This window comes from Halomonas sp. LBP4, assembly GCF_003202205.1.
Taxonomy (GTDB): domain Bacteria; phylum Pseudomonadota; class Gammaproteobacteria; order Pseudomonadales; family Halomonadaceae; genus Halomonas; species Halomonas flagellata.
Genome location: NZ_PDOG01000011.1, coordinates 57,110 through 73,446 on the forward strand (window position 1 = coordinate 57,110; position 16,337 = coordinate 73,446).

At 61.9% G+C, this 16,337-nt stretch carries 15 protein-coding genes; 11 read left to right on the top strand and 4 right to left on the bottom strand.

What is annotated here, in order from left to right:
* Nucleotides 1-5: 5 nt before the first annotated feature.
* Nucleotides 6-644, bottom strand: coding sequence for a class I SAM-dependent methyltransferase (locus CR157_RS21285; RefSeq protein ID WP_110285524.1), 639 nt, complete (start codon nucleotides 642-644; stop codon nucleotides 6-8).
* Nucleotides 645-684: 40 nt separating this feature from the next.
* Between CR157_RS21285 and CR157_RS21290 the strand changes: the two genes are divergently transcribed.
* The 3 genes from CR157_RS21290 to CR157_RS21300 all read left to right on the top strand — a co-directional run bounded on the left by CR157_RS21290 (nucleotide 685) and on the right by CR157_RS21300 (nucleotide 2,476).
* A complete protein-coding gene (locus CR157_RS21290) occupies nucleotides 685-1,077 on the top strand; it encodes a VOC family protein (RefSeq protein WP_110285525.1) in 393 nt (130 codons plus the stop codon).
* A 74-nt stretch (nucleotides 1,078-1,151) separates the two neighbouring features.
* On the top strand, nucleotides 1,152-1,544 hold the full coding sequence (locus CR157_RS21295; protein WP_110285526.1) for a DUF4870 family protein: 393 nt from the start codon (nucleotides 1,152-1,154) through the stop codon (nucleotides 1,542-1,544).
* A gap of 2 nt (nucleotides 1,545-1,546) precedes the next feature.
* Nucleotides 1,547-2,476 (top strand): lysophospholipid acyltransferase family protein, encoded by a 930-nt coding sequence (locus CR157_RS21300; protein ID WP_110285527.1) that lies wholly within the window; start codon nucleotides 1,547-1,549, stop codon nucleotides 2,474-2,476.
* A 111-nt stretch (nucleotides 2,477-2,587) separates the two neighbouring features.
* Here CR157_RS21300 and CR157_RS21305 read toward each other — a convergent pair whose 3' ends face one another.
* Entirely contained in the window at nucleotides 2,588-3,523 is a 936-nt protein-coding gene (locus CR157_RS21305; RefSeq protein WP_258364257.1) for a LysR substrate-binding domain-containing protein, read from the bottom strand.
* A gap of 236 nt (nucleotides 3,524-3,759) precedes the next feature.
* Between CR157_RS21305 and CR157_RS21310 the strand changes: the two genes are divergently transcribed.
* The 8 genes from CR157_RS21310 (at nucleotide 3,760) to CR157_RS21345 (ending at nucleotide 13,167) form a co-directional block, all read left to right on the top strand.
* Nucleotides 3,760-4,788 carry a GlxA family transcriptional regulator gene (locus CR157_RS21310; protein WP_258364258.1) on the top strand — a complete coding sequence of 343 codons (1,029 nt, stop codon included), beginning with the start codon at nucleotides 3,760-3,762 and terminating at the stop codon, nucleotides 4,786-4,788.
* 205 nt (nucleotides 4,789-4,993) lie between these two features.
* Complete coding sequence (gene dapA / locus CR157_RS21315; protein ID WP_110285529.1) at nucleotides 4,994-5,884, top strand: 4-hydroxy-tetrahydrodipicolinate synthase; 891 nt, start codon at nucleotides 4,994-4,996, stop codon at nucleotides 5,882-5,884.
* Between the two features lie 24 nt (nucleotides 5,885-5,908).
* Nucleotides 5,909-7,237: an NAD(P)/FAD-dependent oxidoreductase gene (locus CR157_RS21320; protein ID WP_110285530.1), complete on the top strand. Its 1,329-nt coding sequence runs from the start codon at nucleotides 5,909-5,911 to the stop codon at nucleotides 7,235-7,237.
* 25 nt (nucleotides 7,238-7,262) lie between these two features.
* Nucleotides 7,263-8,768 (top strand): aldehyde dehydrogenase, encoded by a 1,506-nt coding sequence (locus CR157_RS21325; protein ID WP_110285531.1) that lies wholly within the window; start codon nucleotides 7,263-7,265, stop codon nucleotides 8,766-8,768.
* Nucleotides 8,769-9,036: 268 nt separating this feature from the next.
* Nucleotides 9,037-10,065, top strand: coding sequence for a TRAP transporter substrate-binding protein DctP (dctP, locus tag CR157_RS21330; protein ID WP_258364259.1), 1,029 nt, complete (start codon nucleotides 9,037-9,039; stop codon nucleotides 10,063-10,065).
* A gap of 228 nt (nucleotides 10,066-10,293) precedes the next feature.
* Nucleotides 10,294-10,797: a TRAP transporter small permease gene (locus CR157_RS21335; RefSeq protein WP_181422140.1), complete on the top strand. Its 504-nt coding sequence runs from the start codon at nucleotides 10,294-10,296 to the stop codon at nucleotides 10,795-10,797.
* A 45-nt stretch (nucleotides 10,798-10,842) separates the two neighbouring features.
* Complete coding sequence (locus CR157_RS21340; RefSeq protein ID WP_110285533.1) at nucleotides 10,843-12,141, top strand: TRAP transporter large permease; 1,299 nt, start codon at nucleotides 10,843-10,845, stop codon at nucleotides 12,139-12,141.
* Nucleotides 12,142-12,171: 30 nt separating this feature from the next.
* The gene (locus CR157_RS21345) at nucleotides 12,172-13,167 is read left to right on the top strand and encodes an Ldh family oxidoreductase (protein WP_110285534.1); all 996 of its coding nucleotides are present in this window, start codon (nucleotides 12,172-12,174) and stop codon (nucleotides 13,165-13,167) included.
* Between the two features lie 41 nt (nucleotides 13,168-13,208).
* Here the strand turns inward: CR157_RS21345 and CR157_RS21350 are convergent, their stop codons facing one another.
* A complete protein-coding gene (locus CR157_RS21350) occupies nucleotides 13,209-14,282 on the bottom strand; it encodes a proline racemase family protein (RefSeq protein WP_258364260.1) in 1,074 nt (357 codons plus the stop codon).
* A complete protein-coding gene (locus tag CR157_RS21355) occupies nucleotides 14,282-16,333 on the bottom strand; it encodes an NADH:flavin oxidoreductase (protein WP_110285535.1) in 2,052 nt (683 codons plus the stop codon). Before CR157_RS21355 ends, CR157_RS21350 begins: the two co-directional genes overlap by 1 nt.
* Nucleotides 16,334-16,337 lie beyond the last annotated feature (4 nt).

A 16,337-nucleotide genomic window follows, 5' to 3' on the forward strand; every position in this document is an offset into this window, starting at 1 on the left:
GTAATTTATCGCTTCTGCAGCAGTGCCACGTCGGCGGCGGGAAACTCGACGCTCATGCCCAGGTGGCCGGCCAGCCACGCGAAGCTCGCCTCGCTGAAGAACACCACATGGGTGGGGTCGAGGATGTAGTGCCAGCCGGCGAACGCCTCCCGCGAGGCGACCCGCTTGGTCATCAGCCCCAGCCAGCCGCCCGCGGGGAGCATGGCGGCCAGCCGCTCGAGTTCGCGGCCGGGCTCGAAGAGGTGCTCGACCACCTCGGTGGCGGTGATGAAATCGTAGCGTCGCTCGAGCACTGCCCTGTCGGGGGCATAGAAGGGGTCATAGATCGCCATGGGGTGACCGGCCTCCTCGAACATCACCGACAGGGTCGGCCCGGGGCCGGCACCGAAGTCGAGCCCTCGGGCCCCGGGAGGCAGGCACTCGCGCAGCGGATCGAACAGCCGCGACAGGAAGCGGCGATAGCCGGGGTCGTCGGGGGAGTTCCGATGCTGGTCGTAGACCGCCCGCTCGGCCGCCGGGGCCAGGCGGCTTGCCGGCGGCACGAAGACCAGCTCGCACCGGGCACACTGGCGGTAGTCGCGCCGGGCATCGCGGTGGTAGTGGCGCGTATCGCGAGATGCGCATAGCGGGCAAGTCTGCATCATCGTATCCTCTGTGCCAGTACAATCTTCCAAGGAGATGTGAATGCTGTCAGGTCTGGACCACCTGGTCATCACCGTGACCGACATTTCCCGCGCCGTGGACTTCTACTCCCGGGTGCTGGGACTCGACGTGCGCTACCGCGACCGCGACCGTGTCGACCTGGTGCTCGGCGACCTGGCGTTGCGCCTGCACTGGACCGACACCGACGTGAGTCCCAAGGCGGCCACTCCCACCCCCGGCAGCCTCGACCTCTGCCTGCGCAGCCTGCTGCCGCTGGACGAGGTGAAGCGTCACCTGGAAGCGCTCGACGTGGAGATCGAGCTCGGCCCGGTGCCCCGCCAGGGCGCCACCGGCGAGATCGAATCCCTCTACCTGCGCGACCCCGACGGCAACCTGCTGGAGATCAGTCGCCCCCGGAAGTCCTCGTCCGACTGACGGCACCGGCCGGTGGCATTGTCGCCGGCGGCCGGTATCATGGGCGCCTGACATGTCCGCATCACGGAAGCGCCATGAACGATAACCCGCACCACGACGATCCCCTCCGCGACCGGGTCGTCGCCGAACAGGGTGGCTCGCCCGACACCACCATGCCCATCGTGGTCTACGCCCTGCATCTGGCCGGCATCGTGACCGGCGGCCTGACCGCGCTGGTCGGGGTGGTGATCGCCTATGTCTACCGCGGCAGGGGGCCAAGCTGGCTCGACGAGCACTACCGCTACCAGATCCGCACCTTCTGGCTGGCGGTGCTGTACTTCACCGTGTCCGCCGTGCTGACCCTGGTGCTGATCGGCTTCGTCACCTGGCTCGCCGCCGTGGTCTGGCTGGTCATCCGCTGCGTCAAGGGCATCAAGGGGCTACAGGAACAGCGCGCCCCGGACAACGTGGATACCTGGCTGGTCTGACCATGACCGTACCGGAGTCCCGTTCCAGCAACGCCCAGTCCCGCGCCATCGCCACCCTGTGGCGCACGCTGGCCGGCCGACGCCTGTCGACGCTGTGGCGGCTGTCCCGCCTGGGCGGCCCGCTGGTGCACCGCTGCAGCCGGCGCGAGCGCGAGGTCACCGAGATCAATCTCGCCCAGGTCTACCCGGGTCACGACGAGGCGACCCGGCGCCACCTCGCCCGGGAGAGCCTGGTGCACTCCACCGCCACCATGCTCGAGCTGGGTTTCGCCTGGATGGCCGAGCCCGCGCGGGTCGAGGCCTCGATCCTCGAGGTCCACGGCCGCGAACTCCTCGACGGTGCCCGCGCCGAGGGGCGTGGAGTGATCGTGCTGGCGCCGCACTTCGGCAACTGGGAGGTGCTCAACTTCTGGCTCTCGGGCCACTTCCCCTTCACCGCCATGTACGAGCCACCCAAGATCGCCGAGCTCGACGCCGTGACCCGCCGGGGGCGCGAGCGCATGGGGGCGCGCCTGGTGCCGACCAACCCCCGCGGCGTGGCGGCCCTGCTCAAGGCGCTCAAGCGCTGCGAGGCCATCGGCATCCTGCCCGACCAGGAGCCCTCCTGGGGCAGCGGCGTCTTCGCCCCCTTCTTCGACCGACCGGCCTATACCGCCACCCTGCTGCCCAAGCTGGTCGCCCGTACCGAGGCGCGGGTGGTCACCGGCGTGGCCAGGCGCCTGCCCGGCCGCGGCTTCGCGCTGCACTTCCTGGCCGCCGACGAGCGCGTCTACGCCACCGACGAGACCATCTCCGCCACCGGCGTCAACGCCTGCGTTGAGGCCGCCATCGCCCTCGACCCGGCCCAGTACCAGTGGGAGTACAAGCGCTACCGCAAGGTGATCCAGCAGCAGCAGGGGCACCCGGAGCACCAGTCGTTCCGGCTCTATTGACCCCCTGGCCAGCGATCTACCGAGTGGCTCGGTCAGGGCATGCCAAGCAGCCAGGATGACATGAGGGTCCGGCGCCTGGCGCAATCACCTGCCGGACAGAACCTAAAGGCCTCAGGTGGCTGTCGGCACGCCGTTTTGGTCCATGAACCATTCCCGGAAGCGGCCCAGTGCCTCGTCCTCCTCCTTGTCCTCGCGGTAGGCCAGGTAATGGCGCGTGTCCTCCAGTACGACCTCCAGCTCGACCGGCCTGACCAGTCGGCCCTGGTCGACCAGCGGTCCGATAAGGTGATCCCAGCCCAGGGCCACGCCCTGGTCATTGAGTACCATCTGCACCAACATGTTGTAGTCGTTGGCATTGAAGTAATGAAGGCTGTCCCGGGAACGGCTCTCGATGTCGATATCATGGATGGCCAGCCAGACCCCCCAGTCCACATGCTCGGCGACCTGGGAGCGACCGTAGGGGCTCAGGTTCAGCAGGACCCCGTCTCGCAGTCCCTCGAGGGTCCGGATCTCGGGGTATGCCTCGAGATAGTCCGGCGTGCACACCGGATAGATCACATCATGGAACAGCGGCAGGCTGACGTAGCCGTCCCGCACCCGCGACATCTTGGTGATGAAGATATCGGGATAGACCCCCGGCTCCATGGAGAGGAAGTTCTGGGTGGTGACCAGATTGAGGTCGATATCGGGGTTGGCGCTGAAGAAGCTCGGCAGGCGTTGCGCCATCCACAGCGCCGAGAAGGCCGGGGAACAGCACAGCGTCAGGGGGCGCCTGGCGCTGGTGCCGTGGTCCTTGCGGATGCGATCCGCCGCCTGGGCGATGTTGATGAAGGAGAGCTGAGCCGCATCGAAGAAGATGGAGCCGGCGGTGGTCAGCTCGACCGAACGCCCGACACGCTTGAACAGGTCCGTGCCTAGGTAGCTCTCGAGTTCACGGATCTGCCGGCTGATCGCCGCCTGGGTGACGCACAGTGCCTCGGCGGCTCGGGTGAAATTCTGATACTTGGCCGCCGCCACGAAGGATCTCACCGCGCGCAGCGATGGCATCTTGAGCAGCCTCTGATCGGGATCGGTGTGTGTTGTCATAATAAAAAGTTATCAACATCCTGAAAAAAAAGTCGATGCCGGCGATAATCGGCCGGAACCTAGACTACGGTCATGGAAAAGACGCCGCACCCGCATCTTTCAGGTTATCCAAAAGCGACGCCGGACAACAGCCGCAATTCGCCCTCAACCCTTGATGCATGCTTGGCATGCAAGGTTGCCGGGCCCCCTGGAGTGACATGATGCACACCTCCTTCAAGAGCTTGTTGAAACGCAAGAACATGGCACACCTCAACGCAGAGGAGGATTCCAGGTCCTGTCCTCCGCTGCGACGAGTGGCGTTCGTGCTCCTGGATAACTTCTCCTTGATGGCCTTCGCCGGAGCGGTGGATGCCCTGGTAACCGCCAACCTGATGACTCGGGAGCCGCTGGTCGAGGTACTGGTGGTCGGTGCAACGAGCGATCTGGTCGTCAGCGATCTGGGCACCGCCATCTCGACGGATTGCCAGCTACCGGCGCTTCAGGAGCAACGGCTGGACCTGCTAATCATGTGCGGTGGTTTCCGTGTGCGCTTGCAGAGCTCGCCATCGATCCGCTCAACGCTACGCTGCTTCGATGCCACAGGCACGACCCTGGGAGGGCTGTGGAACGGTTCCTTCTTTCTTGCCGAGGCGAGAGTGCTGGACGGCCATGACTGTGCAATACATCCCGACTCCCGGGCCATGCTGCTCGAGTCATTTCCCGGCGTACGCCTGTCCCGGCACTCCTATGTGCTGGACAGGAAACGGATCAGCTGCGCCGGTGCCAATAGCTCGCTTTCCATGATGCTGGACTGGCTGAGACGTGATCATGACCCGAGCTTTGTCGATGCAATCGAGGAAATACTCAATTGTGACAAGGCTCAAGAGGTCATGGATGTTTCCGTCCTGAGCCTCGATCGTGATCCTACCCTGCCGCAAGCCCTGAAACTGGCACTGGAGCTGATGCATAACAATATCGACGAACCTCTTTCGGTGGACGAAATAGCCCGCTGGGTCAACATCTCCCGTCGTCAACTCGAACGGCTCTTCAGTCGTTATGTCGATGCCTCCCCGTCCCGCTACTACCTTGAGCTCCGCGTGACTTATGCTCGGCAATTACTGCAGCAGACCAACAAGTCCATTGCCGATATTGCGGTAGCCAGTGGCTTTACCAGCCTTACCCACTTCCGTCATTGCTTCCGCCAGTTCTTTCACGTCGCCCCGGCGAAGTTCCGCAGGCAGCGCTAGCCCTGACGTCTTGAGCCTGACTTATCGTAGGGAGCAAGCATTCCACATCGACCTGTCGGCACCGCACGCCGCTGTTCTACGAAGGTATGACCATAACATCTGGTCATGATTTGCCGGGATTAAATGTTGCTTTTCCGTGGCGAAGCTGCCCGCTTACCATCGTTTTACCGACCCATCCTCCAGCAAACAATCACAAGGTGACTTCATGAACTTCGATGGTATCTGGACACCCGTCATAACCCCTTTCGCTCAGGACGGCTCCATTCAGCTCGACACGCTGAGGAAGGTGGTCGACACGCTGATCGACCAGGGGGTACATGGCTTGATCATCGGCGGCACGACCGGCGAATACTATGCCCTCAGCAAGGAAGAGCGCAAGCAGGTCTTCGACTCTGTGGCAGGCCATGCCAAGGGCCGTATCCCGATCATGGCGGGCATCAATGCCACCACGACCGAGGACAGCCTGGAGCTTGGCCAGCATGCCAAGGCGGCCGGCTTCGACGCCATCCTGGTAGCGGCGCCCTACTACTGCCAGCCGGCCCAGGACGAGCTGCTGACCCATATCCGGTGTGTCGATGATGCCCTCGACATGCCGATCATGCTCTACAACTTCCCCGACCGCACTGGTGTGCCAATGACGCTCGAGTTGATCGAGGCGTTGCGTGATCACCCGAATGTCCAGGCGATCAAGGAGAGCACCGGCTCGATCGAGCGGATGCATGCCCTGGCCAACGATCACGCCGACCAGCTTCAGCTGAGCTGCGGCATGGACGACCAGGTGCTGGAGTTCTTCGTCTGGGGGGCGCGCAGCTGGGTGGCGGGGGCTTCCAACTTCCTGGCGCCGGAGCATGTGGCGCTGTACCAGGCCTGCGTCGTCGAGCAGGACTTCGTCGCCGGCCGCGAACTGGCCGCCCGCCTGCTGCCGATGCTCAACCTGCTGGAGCAGGGTGGCAAGTTCTGCCAGTACATCAAGTACGGCTGCGAACTGGCCGGCCTGCCGGTCGGACCGGCGCATCGTCCGCTGCTGCCGCTGAACGAGACGGAAAAAGCCCGCTTCCAGCGTACCTATGACGCCCTGCTTCAACACCGCGGCTGACATCCCGCGCTGGAGATTCGCCCCATGCAGTTGACATGCCATTTCTTGCCCCAGAACGACGGGCGCTGTGGCTGGTACGAGACACTGCCCCCACCGCCCGCGTCGGCACCGCTTCAAGGTGAAGTGAAGGCCGACTGGGTGGTGTTGGGGGCGGGACTGGCCGGCCTGGCCGCCGCTCGGCGCCTGGCCGAACTGCAGCCGAATGCCGCCATCGCCCTGGTGGATGCACGGCGTGTCGGCTTCGGGGCCGCCGGGCGTAACTCCGGGTTCATGATCGACCTGCCACACGACCTGAACTCACACGATTACACCGGCGACCGGAGCCGCGATCTTGAACAGATCCGCCTCAATCGTGGGGCGATCGACTACATGCGCGAGATCGTGCAGCGCCATGGTATCGACTGTGACTGGCGGGAGCAGGGCAAGCTGCACGGGGCGGTGGAGGCGCATGGGCTGCGCGCCCTGGAGGCCTTCGCCAAGGGGCTGTCGGCCCTTGGCGAGCCCTACCGCGAACTCGACGCCCGGCAGATGAAGGCCATCACCGGCTCCGACTTCTATCACGGCGGCCTGCACACTCCCGGGTGTGTACAGGTCCAGCCGGCCTCGCTGGTACGTGGCCTCGGGGCCACTCTGCCGAAGAACGTCCGCCTCTACGAGGACAGCCCGGTCCGCGAGATCAACGTCGGCCAGCCCCATACGCTGGTGACCGACCAGGGGCGTCTCGAGGCGCCGCGGCTGGTGCTCGCCAACAACGCCTATGCCGCCCAGTTCGGCCAGTTGGGGCTCAAGGGCCGGATTCTGCCCGTCTATACCTACGGCAGTCTGACCCGTCAGTTGAGCCCCAAGGAGCTTGCGGCACTGGGCGGCGAAGAAAGTTGGGGGCTGATCCCGGCGAACCCGATGGGCACGACGGTGCGGCGCCTGGGAGACGGGCGCATCGCCATCCGTAACTCCTTCACCTACAACCCGCATGTCAGCACCAGTGCAAGCCGGCTGGCGCGTGTGCAGGCCGCCCATCGGCGCTCCTTCGAGCGGCGTTTCCCCATGCTGCCGGACGTGGAGCTCGAATACACCTGGGGAGGCGCGCTGTGCGTATCCCGCAATGGGGGCACGCCCTTCGGTGAGCTGGCCCCCGGTGTGTTCAGCGCCGTCTGCCAGAACGGGCTGGGCCTGACCCGCGGCACGATCTCCGGGAAGTTGATCGCCGAGCATGCACTCGGCGTGGAGAGCGAACTGCTCGACATCATGCTGAAGCAACCCAAACCCGCCGCCAATCCACCCGAACCGTTCCTCGGCCTGGGCGTGCGTTCGACGCTTGCCTGGAAAGAGTGGCATGCCGGCAAGGAACTCTGAACCATCCGACACGAGGAGAACAACAATGTCCGATAATCTGACTCCGGACGCCATTGCGCGTCAGATCGAGCAACTCGAGTATCGCAACCTGGCCTTCATCGACGGTCGCTTCGTTCCCGCGAATTCAGGTGAAACGTTCGATACCCTGAACCCGGCCACCGGGGAGCTCCTGACCCGGGTAGCCGCCTGTGACGGCACCGATGTGGACCTCGCCGTCCAGGCCGCCCGCCGGGCCTTCGAGGCCGGGGTCTGGTCGGGGCTCGCGCCCGCCGAGCGCAAGGCCATCATGCAGCGCTTCGCCGACCTGATCGAGGAACACTGCTTCGAGCTGGCCGTGCTGGAGGCCCTGGAGGCGGGCAAGCCGATCGGTGAGTGCTTCAACGTCGACATCCCCGATACCGCCAACACCATCCGCTGGCACGCCGAAGCCGCCGACAAGCTCTACGATGCCGTGTCGCCGACCGCCAAGGACGTGGTGGCGACAATCAGCCGTGAGCCGATCGGGGTGGTGGGCGCCGTGCTGCCGTGGAACTTCCCCGCCATGATGGCCGGCTGGAAGCTGGGACCGGCGCTGATCACCGGCAACAGCGTGGTGCTCAAGCCCGCCGAGCTGACGTCGCTCAGCACGCTGCGGCTCGCCGAGCTGGCCCATGAGGCCGGCATCCCGGCCGGCGTGTTGAACGTGGTGCCGGGGCTCGGTCATGTGGCCGGCAAGGCCATCGGCCTGCATCCCGACATCGACCTGGCCGCCTTCACCGGTTCCACCGAGGTGGGTCGTCGCTTCCTCGAGTACTCGGCGGCGAGCAACCTCAAGCGCGTGGTACTGGAGTGCGGCGGCAAGAATCCGCAGGTCGTGATGCCCGACGTCGGCGACCTCAAGACCGTGGCGAGCAATGTCCTGGCCGCGGCCTTCTGGAACATGGGCGAGAACTGCTCGGCGGGTTCGCGGCTGATCGTGCATCGGTCGGTGAAGGATGCGTTGGTCGACGAGATGCAGCGCCAGCTCGAGGAGGAGTGGGTCACTGGCGACCCCCTGGACCCCAATGTGCAGCTCGGCGCCCTGATCGAGCAGGGCCACATGGACAAGGTGCTGGCGCATATCGAGCGGGCCAAGGCCGATGGGCTGGCGCTGGTGACCGGCGGGAAGCGCATCCTGCAAGAGGTGGGGGGCTATTTCGTTGCCCCGACCATCTTCAACGACGTGCCCAAGGATGCCGCGGTGGCACGGGAGGAGATCTTCGGCCCGGTGCTGGCGGTGATCCCGTTCGACACCGAGGAGGAAGCCATCGCCATTGCCAACGACACCTGCTATGGCCTGGCGGCCTCGCTGTGGAGCGATGATCTCAATACCGTGCATCGTATGGCGGCCGCCATCCGGGCCGGCACCGTCTCCGTCAACTGCTTCTCGGAAGGCGATATCACCACCCCCTTCGGCGGTTACAAGCAGTCCGGCTTCGGTGGCCGCGACAAGTCCATCTATGCCCATGATCAGTACTGCGAATTGAAGACGACTTGGATTCAGCTTTCCTGATCCAGCGTCCAGCTCGTAACACAGATGGCATTCTTCCCCCGCCATTCGCGGTCACGCGGATGGCGGCTTGCTCGCCGATAGCGAACATCAGCATGTGGCGATAAATCTTTACCTCCATCGACCGGGGCAACGATAACCTCAGGTTTTGTTTTGCACTGAAGAAAAGTCGTTTCCATTACCTCCGCCACAGTAATAGCTTTAATACATGCCTGGCCATGGCCAGGCAAGAGATGAACCCAACGACAATAGCCCACGTGGAGAAGGTATCATGACATTAAAAAACTCAACAAAAGTTAGCTCAAGCATAGCCGCAGTATCGGTTATCGCCGCTCTTGGTTTCTCAGCTTCCACCTGGGCAAGCGATGAGGAATTAAAGCTTACGATCGCAACGGAGTCTGGTGACCGAGAATCGCCCCATGGTCTGGCAGTAAAGAGAATCTCTGATATAGTCGAAGAACAATCCGATGGCAGAATTACCATCAATGTCTTCTATCAGGATGAGATCGGTGGGCCTCAGGAGCTTTTCGACCAGTTGGTCAGAGGAAACATCGACCTCTTCCTAGGCTGGCCTCAAACCTCCTACGATGAGCGCCTTGGCGTACTACAGCTGCCCTATCTGACCTTGGGTTGGGATGAAGCACTAGATGCCTATGGCAAAGATGGTTGGGTCTCGGAGGTCATCGGGCCCATCCTATCGGATATTGGCCTGGAATACCTGGGGCCCTTTCCGGAAGGCTTTGGCGGCATAGCTACAGCGGATACCTATGCTACTAACCATGAAGATGCACGGGGGATCAAGCTCCGGTCACAACCCATCTTCCCGCTGCCCCAAACGATACAGGCCATGGGGTTCCAGGCCGTTCCCATCGACTGGTCCGAGGTCTACACGTCCATCCAGACCGGGGTCGTCGATGGCGATTCGAGTAATGTGATCTACTGGGACTATACCTATTTCAACGACCTGCTTGACTATTTCGTCCACTCCAAGCACAACTTCTCCTTCTATACTTTTCTGATGAACCAGGATTCCTGGAACGCTCTCGACGAAGAGGATCGCGGGATCATCGCGGATGCCGTGGAAGTCGTGTCCAATGAGCAGTTCGAGAATGCCAAGGCCGAGGATGAAAAGTGGATCCAGACGGCCCAGGAAGAAGGTATGGAATATATCGTGCCGTCCGATGAAGAGATGGCTGCCTGGATCGAACGAGTCCGCGAGACAGTATGGGTCGAGGCGGAGGAGTCCCTGGGGGAGGATGTCATGAGCGCCGTCCGCGAGCATGCATCGGAACCACAGTAACGGCTTGCCGGATGACATGGAGTGGCCCTCTCGATAGGGCCACTCTAGATTCGATTCCTTTTAGGGTAACATTACGCTTTGCCTGAAAACTGCCTGCGCTCGCCCATACGGCGTTAAAAATCGGCTCAAAGTACTCATTTACACCGCGCAAACTCCGTCTTTTTGCCGATTTTTGCCTTATCTGGCCATCGCTCGCCGACTTTTCAGACAATGCTTAGGGAAGTCATTATGGATTACTTCGCCCGTATCGATAATGTGGTCGCATCTATTCTAAAGGCTGCTGTTACAGTGCTTGGCCTTTTCATTTCTTTTGCCATGGTGGGTGGCATAATCTTCAGGGCACTGCTTGGAGTTCAGGTATTTGGCCTTGAGGAACTGGTGTTGATGGCCGCCATGTGGCTGTACATGCTCGGAGCGGCCCTGGCCTCGCGGGAGAGGTCCCATCTCAGTGCCGATTTCTTTCAGGCCTTTACCGACAACGAGGTCCTGCACGACGTAATGAGGCTGATTGCCACAACCCTGTCGGTAGTGATGGCGGTTTTTTTCGTCACCTGGAGCTACAGCCTTTTTTCCTGGGGAGTCGAAAAGGGACAAGTCACACCGGTGTTCAGTATTCCGCAATACATTTCACAGGGAAGCCTTCTCGTTGCGAGCATTCTGCTGTTGCTCTACGCGCTCCGGGACCTCATTCATGATGTCAGAAAGCTATCCAGAAAAGCTGTACCCCAATAAGACGTCTCTCCTCAAGAGACTTCCTGACAATAATAGGAGAAACACATGGGTGCCTTATTAGCGATAGGCGCAGTCATAATATTGATGGTCATAGGCGTGCCAGTCGTGTTTTCTTTCGCCGCCATGACCCTCGTACTCTCGTTCGCTTATGATGTCGACATATCGTCGCTGATGACGACGGGATTCTGGTCCATCAATTCCATTATCCTGCTCGCCCTCCCCTTATTTATCATGACAGGGTATTTGATGCAGTCAGGGGGGATTGCGGCCAGGCTCATTCGCTTTGTCGAGGCCATCGTCGGCTCGTCGCGCAGTGGGATGGGGACCTCGATGGTGATGGGCTGTGGCGTCTTCGGAGCCATTTCGGGGACGGCCTCGGCCGCGGTGGCCGCGATTGGCACCATCATGATCGGCCCGATGGAAAGACACGGCTACAGCCGCCCGTATTCCACCGCTCTGGTCGGGATCTCTTCGCTGCTCGGCCTGTTGATTCCACCCAGTATCACCATGATCCTGTACGCCGTGGTAACCCGGCAATCCGTCGCAGCCGTATTCCTGGCTACCATCGGGCCGGGTATTTTGCTGATGCTCTTCCTGTGCGTGGTCAACGCCATCAAGATGCGCAAGAATCCCGACTACAGCCCAGAAGTGATCGCACTGAGTGACCGGTTCCGGAATATCGGCAGTACCGGCTGGAAGGCCTTCCCCGCCTTGATGCTCCCTGTCATCATCCTGGGCGGCATCTACGGGGGCATCTTCACCCCCACCGAGGCGGCCGCCATTGCCGTCGTCTATGCCATTCCCGTCGGCTTGTTCGTTTATCGCGACCTCGACCTGAAGGCCCTGGCACGGTGTTTCATCCAAGCCGCCACGACCACTGGCGTCATCATGATCATTCTGCTCTTTTCCTTCGTGGCCAGTCGTATCTTCACCTTCGAGCGAGTGCCACAGCAGCTGACCGAGCTGTTGCTCGAGTTGTTCCAGAACAAGCTACTGATTCTCCTCATGGTCAATATCTTCTTGATCTTGATGGGGATGATCATGGATGACGTGAGTGTCGTGGCCATCCTCAGCCCGCTGCTGCTGCCGGTCATGGAGAGCATCGGCATCCATCCGGTGCATTTTGCCGCCATCGTGGGCACCAGCGTCGTCATCGGCTGCAATAGCCCACCCATGGCGCCCATCCTGTTCATGAGCTGCCGGATCGGCCAGGTCGGGATGTCGCAGGTCATTCGGCCCGCCTTCAGCTTCATGCTGCTTGCCGCGCTGCCCGTGATGCTGATCACGACCTACTGGCCGGCGCTGTCACTCTTCCTGCCAAGGCTGCTCGGATACGTGAATTAATCAACATCAGAACATGAGAGGTATCTTTCCTTGAGTCAGCAGACACTTTTCGCCCACGATGCAGAGACATTGGCTGAACAGGCCTGTCTCGCCGCGGGCGCCAACCATGCTACCGCACGCTCCCTGGCAAGGGCGACGGTTTCGGCGGCGCTTTTCGGACACCCCGGTGTCGGGTTCCCGCATCTTCTGGATTATCTTTCCAGTTTCCGTGAGGGACGCATCAACAGAGAAGCAGAGCCGAAAATCACTTCGCCCTTGCCCGCCATCATCCACTCGGATGCGGATGGAGGCATTGCGCAACTCGGCTTCGACTTGGCAATGCCGACGCTTGTCGAAAACACACAGAAACTGGGCGTTACGATCTTCACCCAAGGCAACAGCTATACCACCGGTGAACTGGGCTACTATGTTCGCCGTCTCGCCCTGGAAGGCGTGATCGCCTTTGCCGTGTCCAACAGTCCGGCCGTGGTGGCGGGCTCGCCCAGTGGCAAGATCGTTTTCGGCACCAATCCGATGGCGTTTGCCGCGCCCCTGGCCGATATCAACGCGCCGCTGGTCATTGACCAGGCATCCAGTGCGACGGCCTTCGTCAACCTGGTAAAGGCGGCGGAAGAAGGGCGTAAGATTCCCGAAGGTTGGGCCATCGACGAGCAGGGTAACGCGACCACCGATGCAGCGGCCGGCCTGCGCGGCGCACTTTTGGCATTCGGCGGTATGAAAGGCGCGAATGTGGCGCTGATGGTCGAGTGCCTCGCGGCCGGATTGTCCGGTGCATCATGGTCGCTCGACATGCCGGATTTCCAGGGCGGAGATCAGGTGATCGACGCCGGGATGACGATCATTGCGATTCAACCCACCGTTATTGACGACCGTTTTTCCACCCGCCTGACCCAGCATCTTGACCGAATTGCCGAACGTGGTGGTGCCTATGTGCCCAACCGCCGCCCGGTACGAAGCGATCGTTCGGAAGAGGAACGCATTACCATCGACACGGTAGTGATTGAGAAAATCCGCCGCTCCTTGTGAGCGGCGGATGGGGTGCATACTAGCCAGGGCCGCGCTTGCCTTCAGGCCCAGATGTCCTGCACACAGAATCCTTCCGTGAAGGGATCGTCATTGTCCAACACGTAGGTATTGATCCCATAGATCCAGCTCGTTCCCGAAATGGTAGGAATTACCGCTTGCCGTTCGCCAATTGTCGTTTCCTCGACCAGTCTTCCCGTAAACACATTGCCCAGGATCCCCTGGTGGCGAAAATCCTTATTCAACGGCAACTCCCCCTTGGCATGCAGGACCGCCATTTTTGCGCATGTTCCCGTCCCGCATGGACACCGGTCGATGGCACCTGTCCACGTGCTAGGCTTGTCCCAATCAAAGTCACCAGACGCCACTGTCACGACATTCTTCCAATCTGCATCTGGGCTACTTGCCGGCCCGGAAAGCTGTGATATCGTGATCCCGACCCCTGGATAATCGGGGTGCTCAACGGGCAACTGCTCGATAGCAGCCTGCCTGATCATGGCCGAGATCCGCGTTATCTCTGCGCCATGCTTGGGTGTGAGTTCTATCCAGGGAAACTGTCGGACATCCGCAATAACATAGAACATTCCACCCCATCCAACGTCTACTTTTACCTTGCCAAGGTGGGGAACGTCTATTTCTCTATCAAGGTAGGCTGCAAATGCAGGTATATTTTTGAAGGTGACGCTCTTTACCTTGCCATCCTTGCATTCGGCCCTGATGTTAATGAGTCCGGCCGGCGCCTCAAGAACAAGTTCCGTAACGGGCTCTTGCATCGGCAGCATTCCCATTTCAAGCAGCACCGTTGCCACGGAAATGGTATTGCCGCCAGACATGACCGGATACTCGACCTGCTCCATGATGACATAGCCGGCATCGGCATCGGGATGACATGGCGGAACAATGACATTACAGCAGAGAGGCGGGTAACCGCGAGGCTCACGCAGCATTAACTTACGCAGCTGGTCGTCATTTTCCCTCAGCCACACCATTTTCTCATGCACCGTCTTGCCGGGTATGTTGGGAACACCGCCAGTGACAACGCGCATCGGTTCGCCTGCATGCGTATCGATGGCATGTATGGTTCTCTTGAATGACATTTCTTCCCCCTTTGAATCCATCACAAATCCTTGACCAGCCGCAGGGCATCGTAGATCGCCGCATGGGTGTTCCGCGACGCGACGGCATCACCGATCCGGAACAGCTGGAATCCATCACCCGAATTGCGAATGACGGCCTGGGGCTTGCCAACGATCAGGTCCTCGTAGTTCACCTCGCCGCCATTGCGGGAATGCGGCTTCAGCTCGAAATAGATGTCGGCCATCGGCGTGATGCCGTAGTTGACCACCACCTGGTCGATGCGCCGCTCATGATCCAGGTCCAGCTGACCTTGAGGCACATAGTCGCTGGTGATCTTGGCGAGCAGCTCATCGTCATCCCGCTGCACGGACTTCAGCCGATAGGTGGGCGTGAAGGTGACGTTGGGCCGCTGCAGGGAACGCATGTAGGGTACGAGATTCATGGCCATGATTTCCGACGAGAAGGTACGGTCCGGCGTCATGATCTCGAGCTGTGCCCCGGTGGCGGCAATGATCTCCGCGGCCTGCATGGCGGCATGGTCGCCGGCATCATCGAACAACAGCACCTGTTTCCCTGGCGCCACGTGCCCGGAGAGGATATCCCAGGCGTTGACCACCAGGTCGTGCCCGACCGCAGGCTGGTCTTCTGCGGGGTAGCCGCCGGTTGCCACGATGACCACGTCCGGTTTCTCGGCGAGCACGTCCTCGACCTCGGCCCAGGCGTTGTAGCGGATCTCGACGCCGAGGGCCTCGCAGCGCGCCAGGCGCCAATCGATGATGCCCATCATCTCGCGACGCCGCTCACTCTGCGCCGTGAGGCGCACCTGCCCGCCGGCATCGCTGGCGGCTTCCAGCACCACCACTTCATGGCCCCGCTCGCCGGCGACGCGGGCGGCCTCCAGCCCCGCGGGCCCGGCGCCGATGATCACTACGCGACGCTGCTGCGCTGCCTCGGGGATGGTGTGGGGCATGGTGGTTTCCCGCCCGGTGGCGGCGTTGTGGATGCAGTAGGCGGCGCCACCCTGGTAGATGCGATCGAGACAGTAGTTGGCACCGACGCAGGGACGGATCTCTTCCTCACGCCCTTCCATGATCTTGCGCACGATGTGCGGGTCGGCCATGTGGGCGCGGGTCATGCCGATCATGTCGACCTTGCCCGAGGCGATGGCATGGCGGGCGGTGGCGACATCCTGGATCTTGGCGCCATGGAAGGTGGGGAAGTCCACCTCGCGACGGATCTCTCCGGCGAAGTCCAGGTGCGGGGCGCTGGGCATCCCCTGGATGGGGATCACGTCGGTGAGCCCCGGGTCGGTGTCGATATGCCCCCGGACCACGTTGAGGAAGTCGACCAGGCCGCTGTCCTTCAGACGCCGTGAGATCGCCATCCCGTCGCTGGCCGTCAGCCCGCCCGGCAGCATCTCGTCGCCGGTATAGCGCACGCCGACGATAAACGCCTCGCCGACTCGCTGCCGAATGGCACGCAGCACGTCGAAGGTGAAACGCAGCCGGTTGTCGAGATCGCCCCCGTAAGGTGCCTCGAGGGTGTTGGTCAGCGGTGACCAGAACTGGTCCATCAGGTGGCCATAGGCCATCAGCTCGATGCCGTCGAGGCCGGCCGCGTGCATGCGTTCGGCGGCGTCGGCGTAGTCACGGATCAGGCGCTCGATATCCCAGTCCTCGACCTGCTTGGGAAAGGCGCGGTGGGAGGCTTCGCGACGGTGCGAGGGCGACACCGCCGGCAGCCAGTCGCCCTTGTCCCAGCGAGTACGCCGGCCCAGGTGGGTCAGCTGGATCATCACCGCGGTGCCGTGCTCATGACAGGCATCGGTCAGCTCACGCATCCAGGGCACCACCTCATCCCTGTAGGCCAGGATGTTGTTGAACACCGGCGGGCTGTCCTTGGCCACCGCCGCCGAACCGGCGGTCATGGTCAGGCCAAGGCCGGCCTTGGCCCGCTCGACGTGGTAGGCACGGTAGAGCGCCTTGGGCATCCCGTCCTCGGGGTAGGCGGGCTCGTGGGCCGTCGTCATGAGCCTGTTCTTCAAGGACAGGTGCTTGAGCTGAAAGGGCTGCAGCAGCGGGTCGTTAGCCATGGTC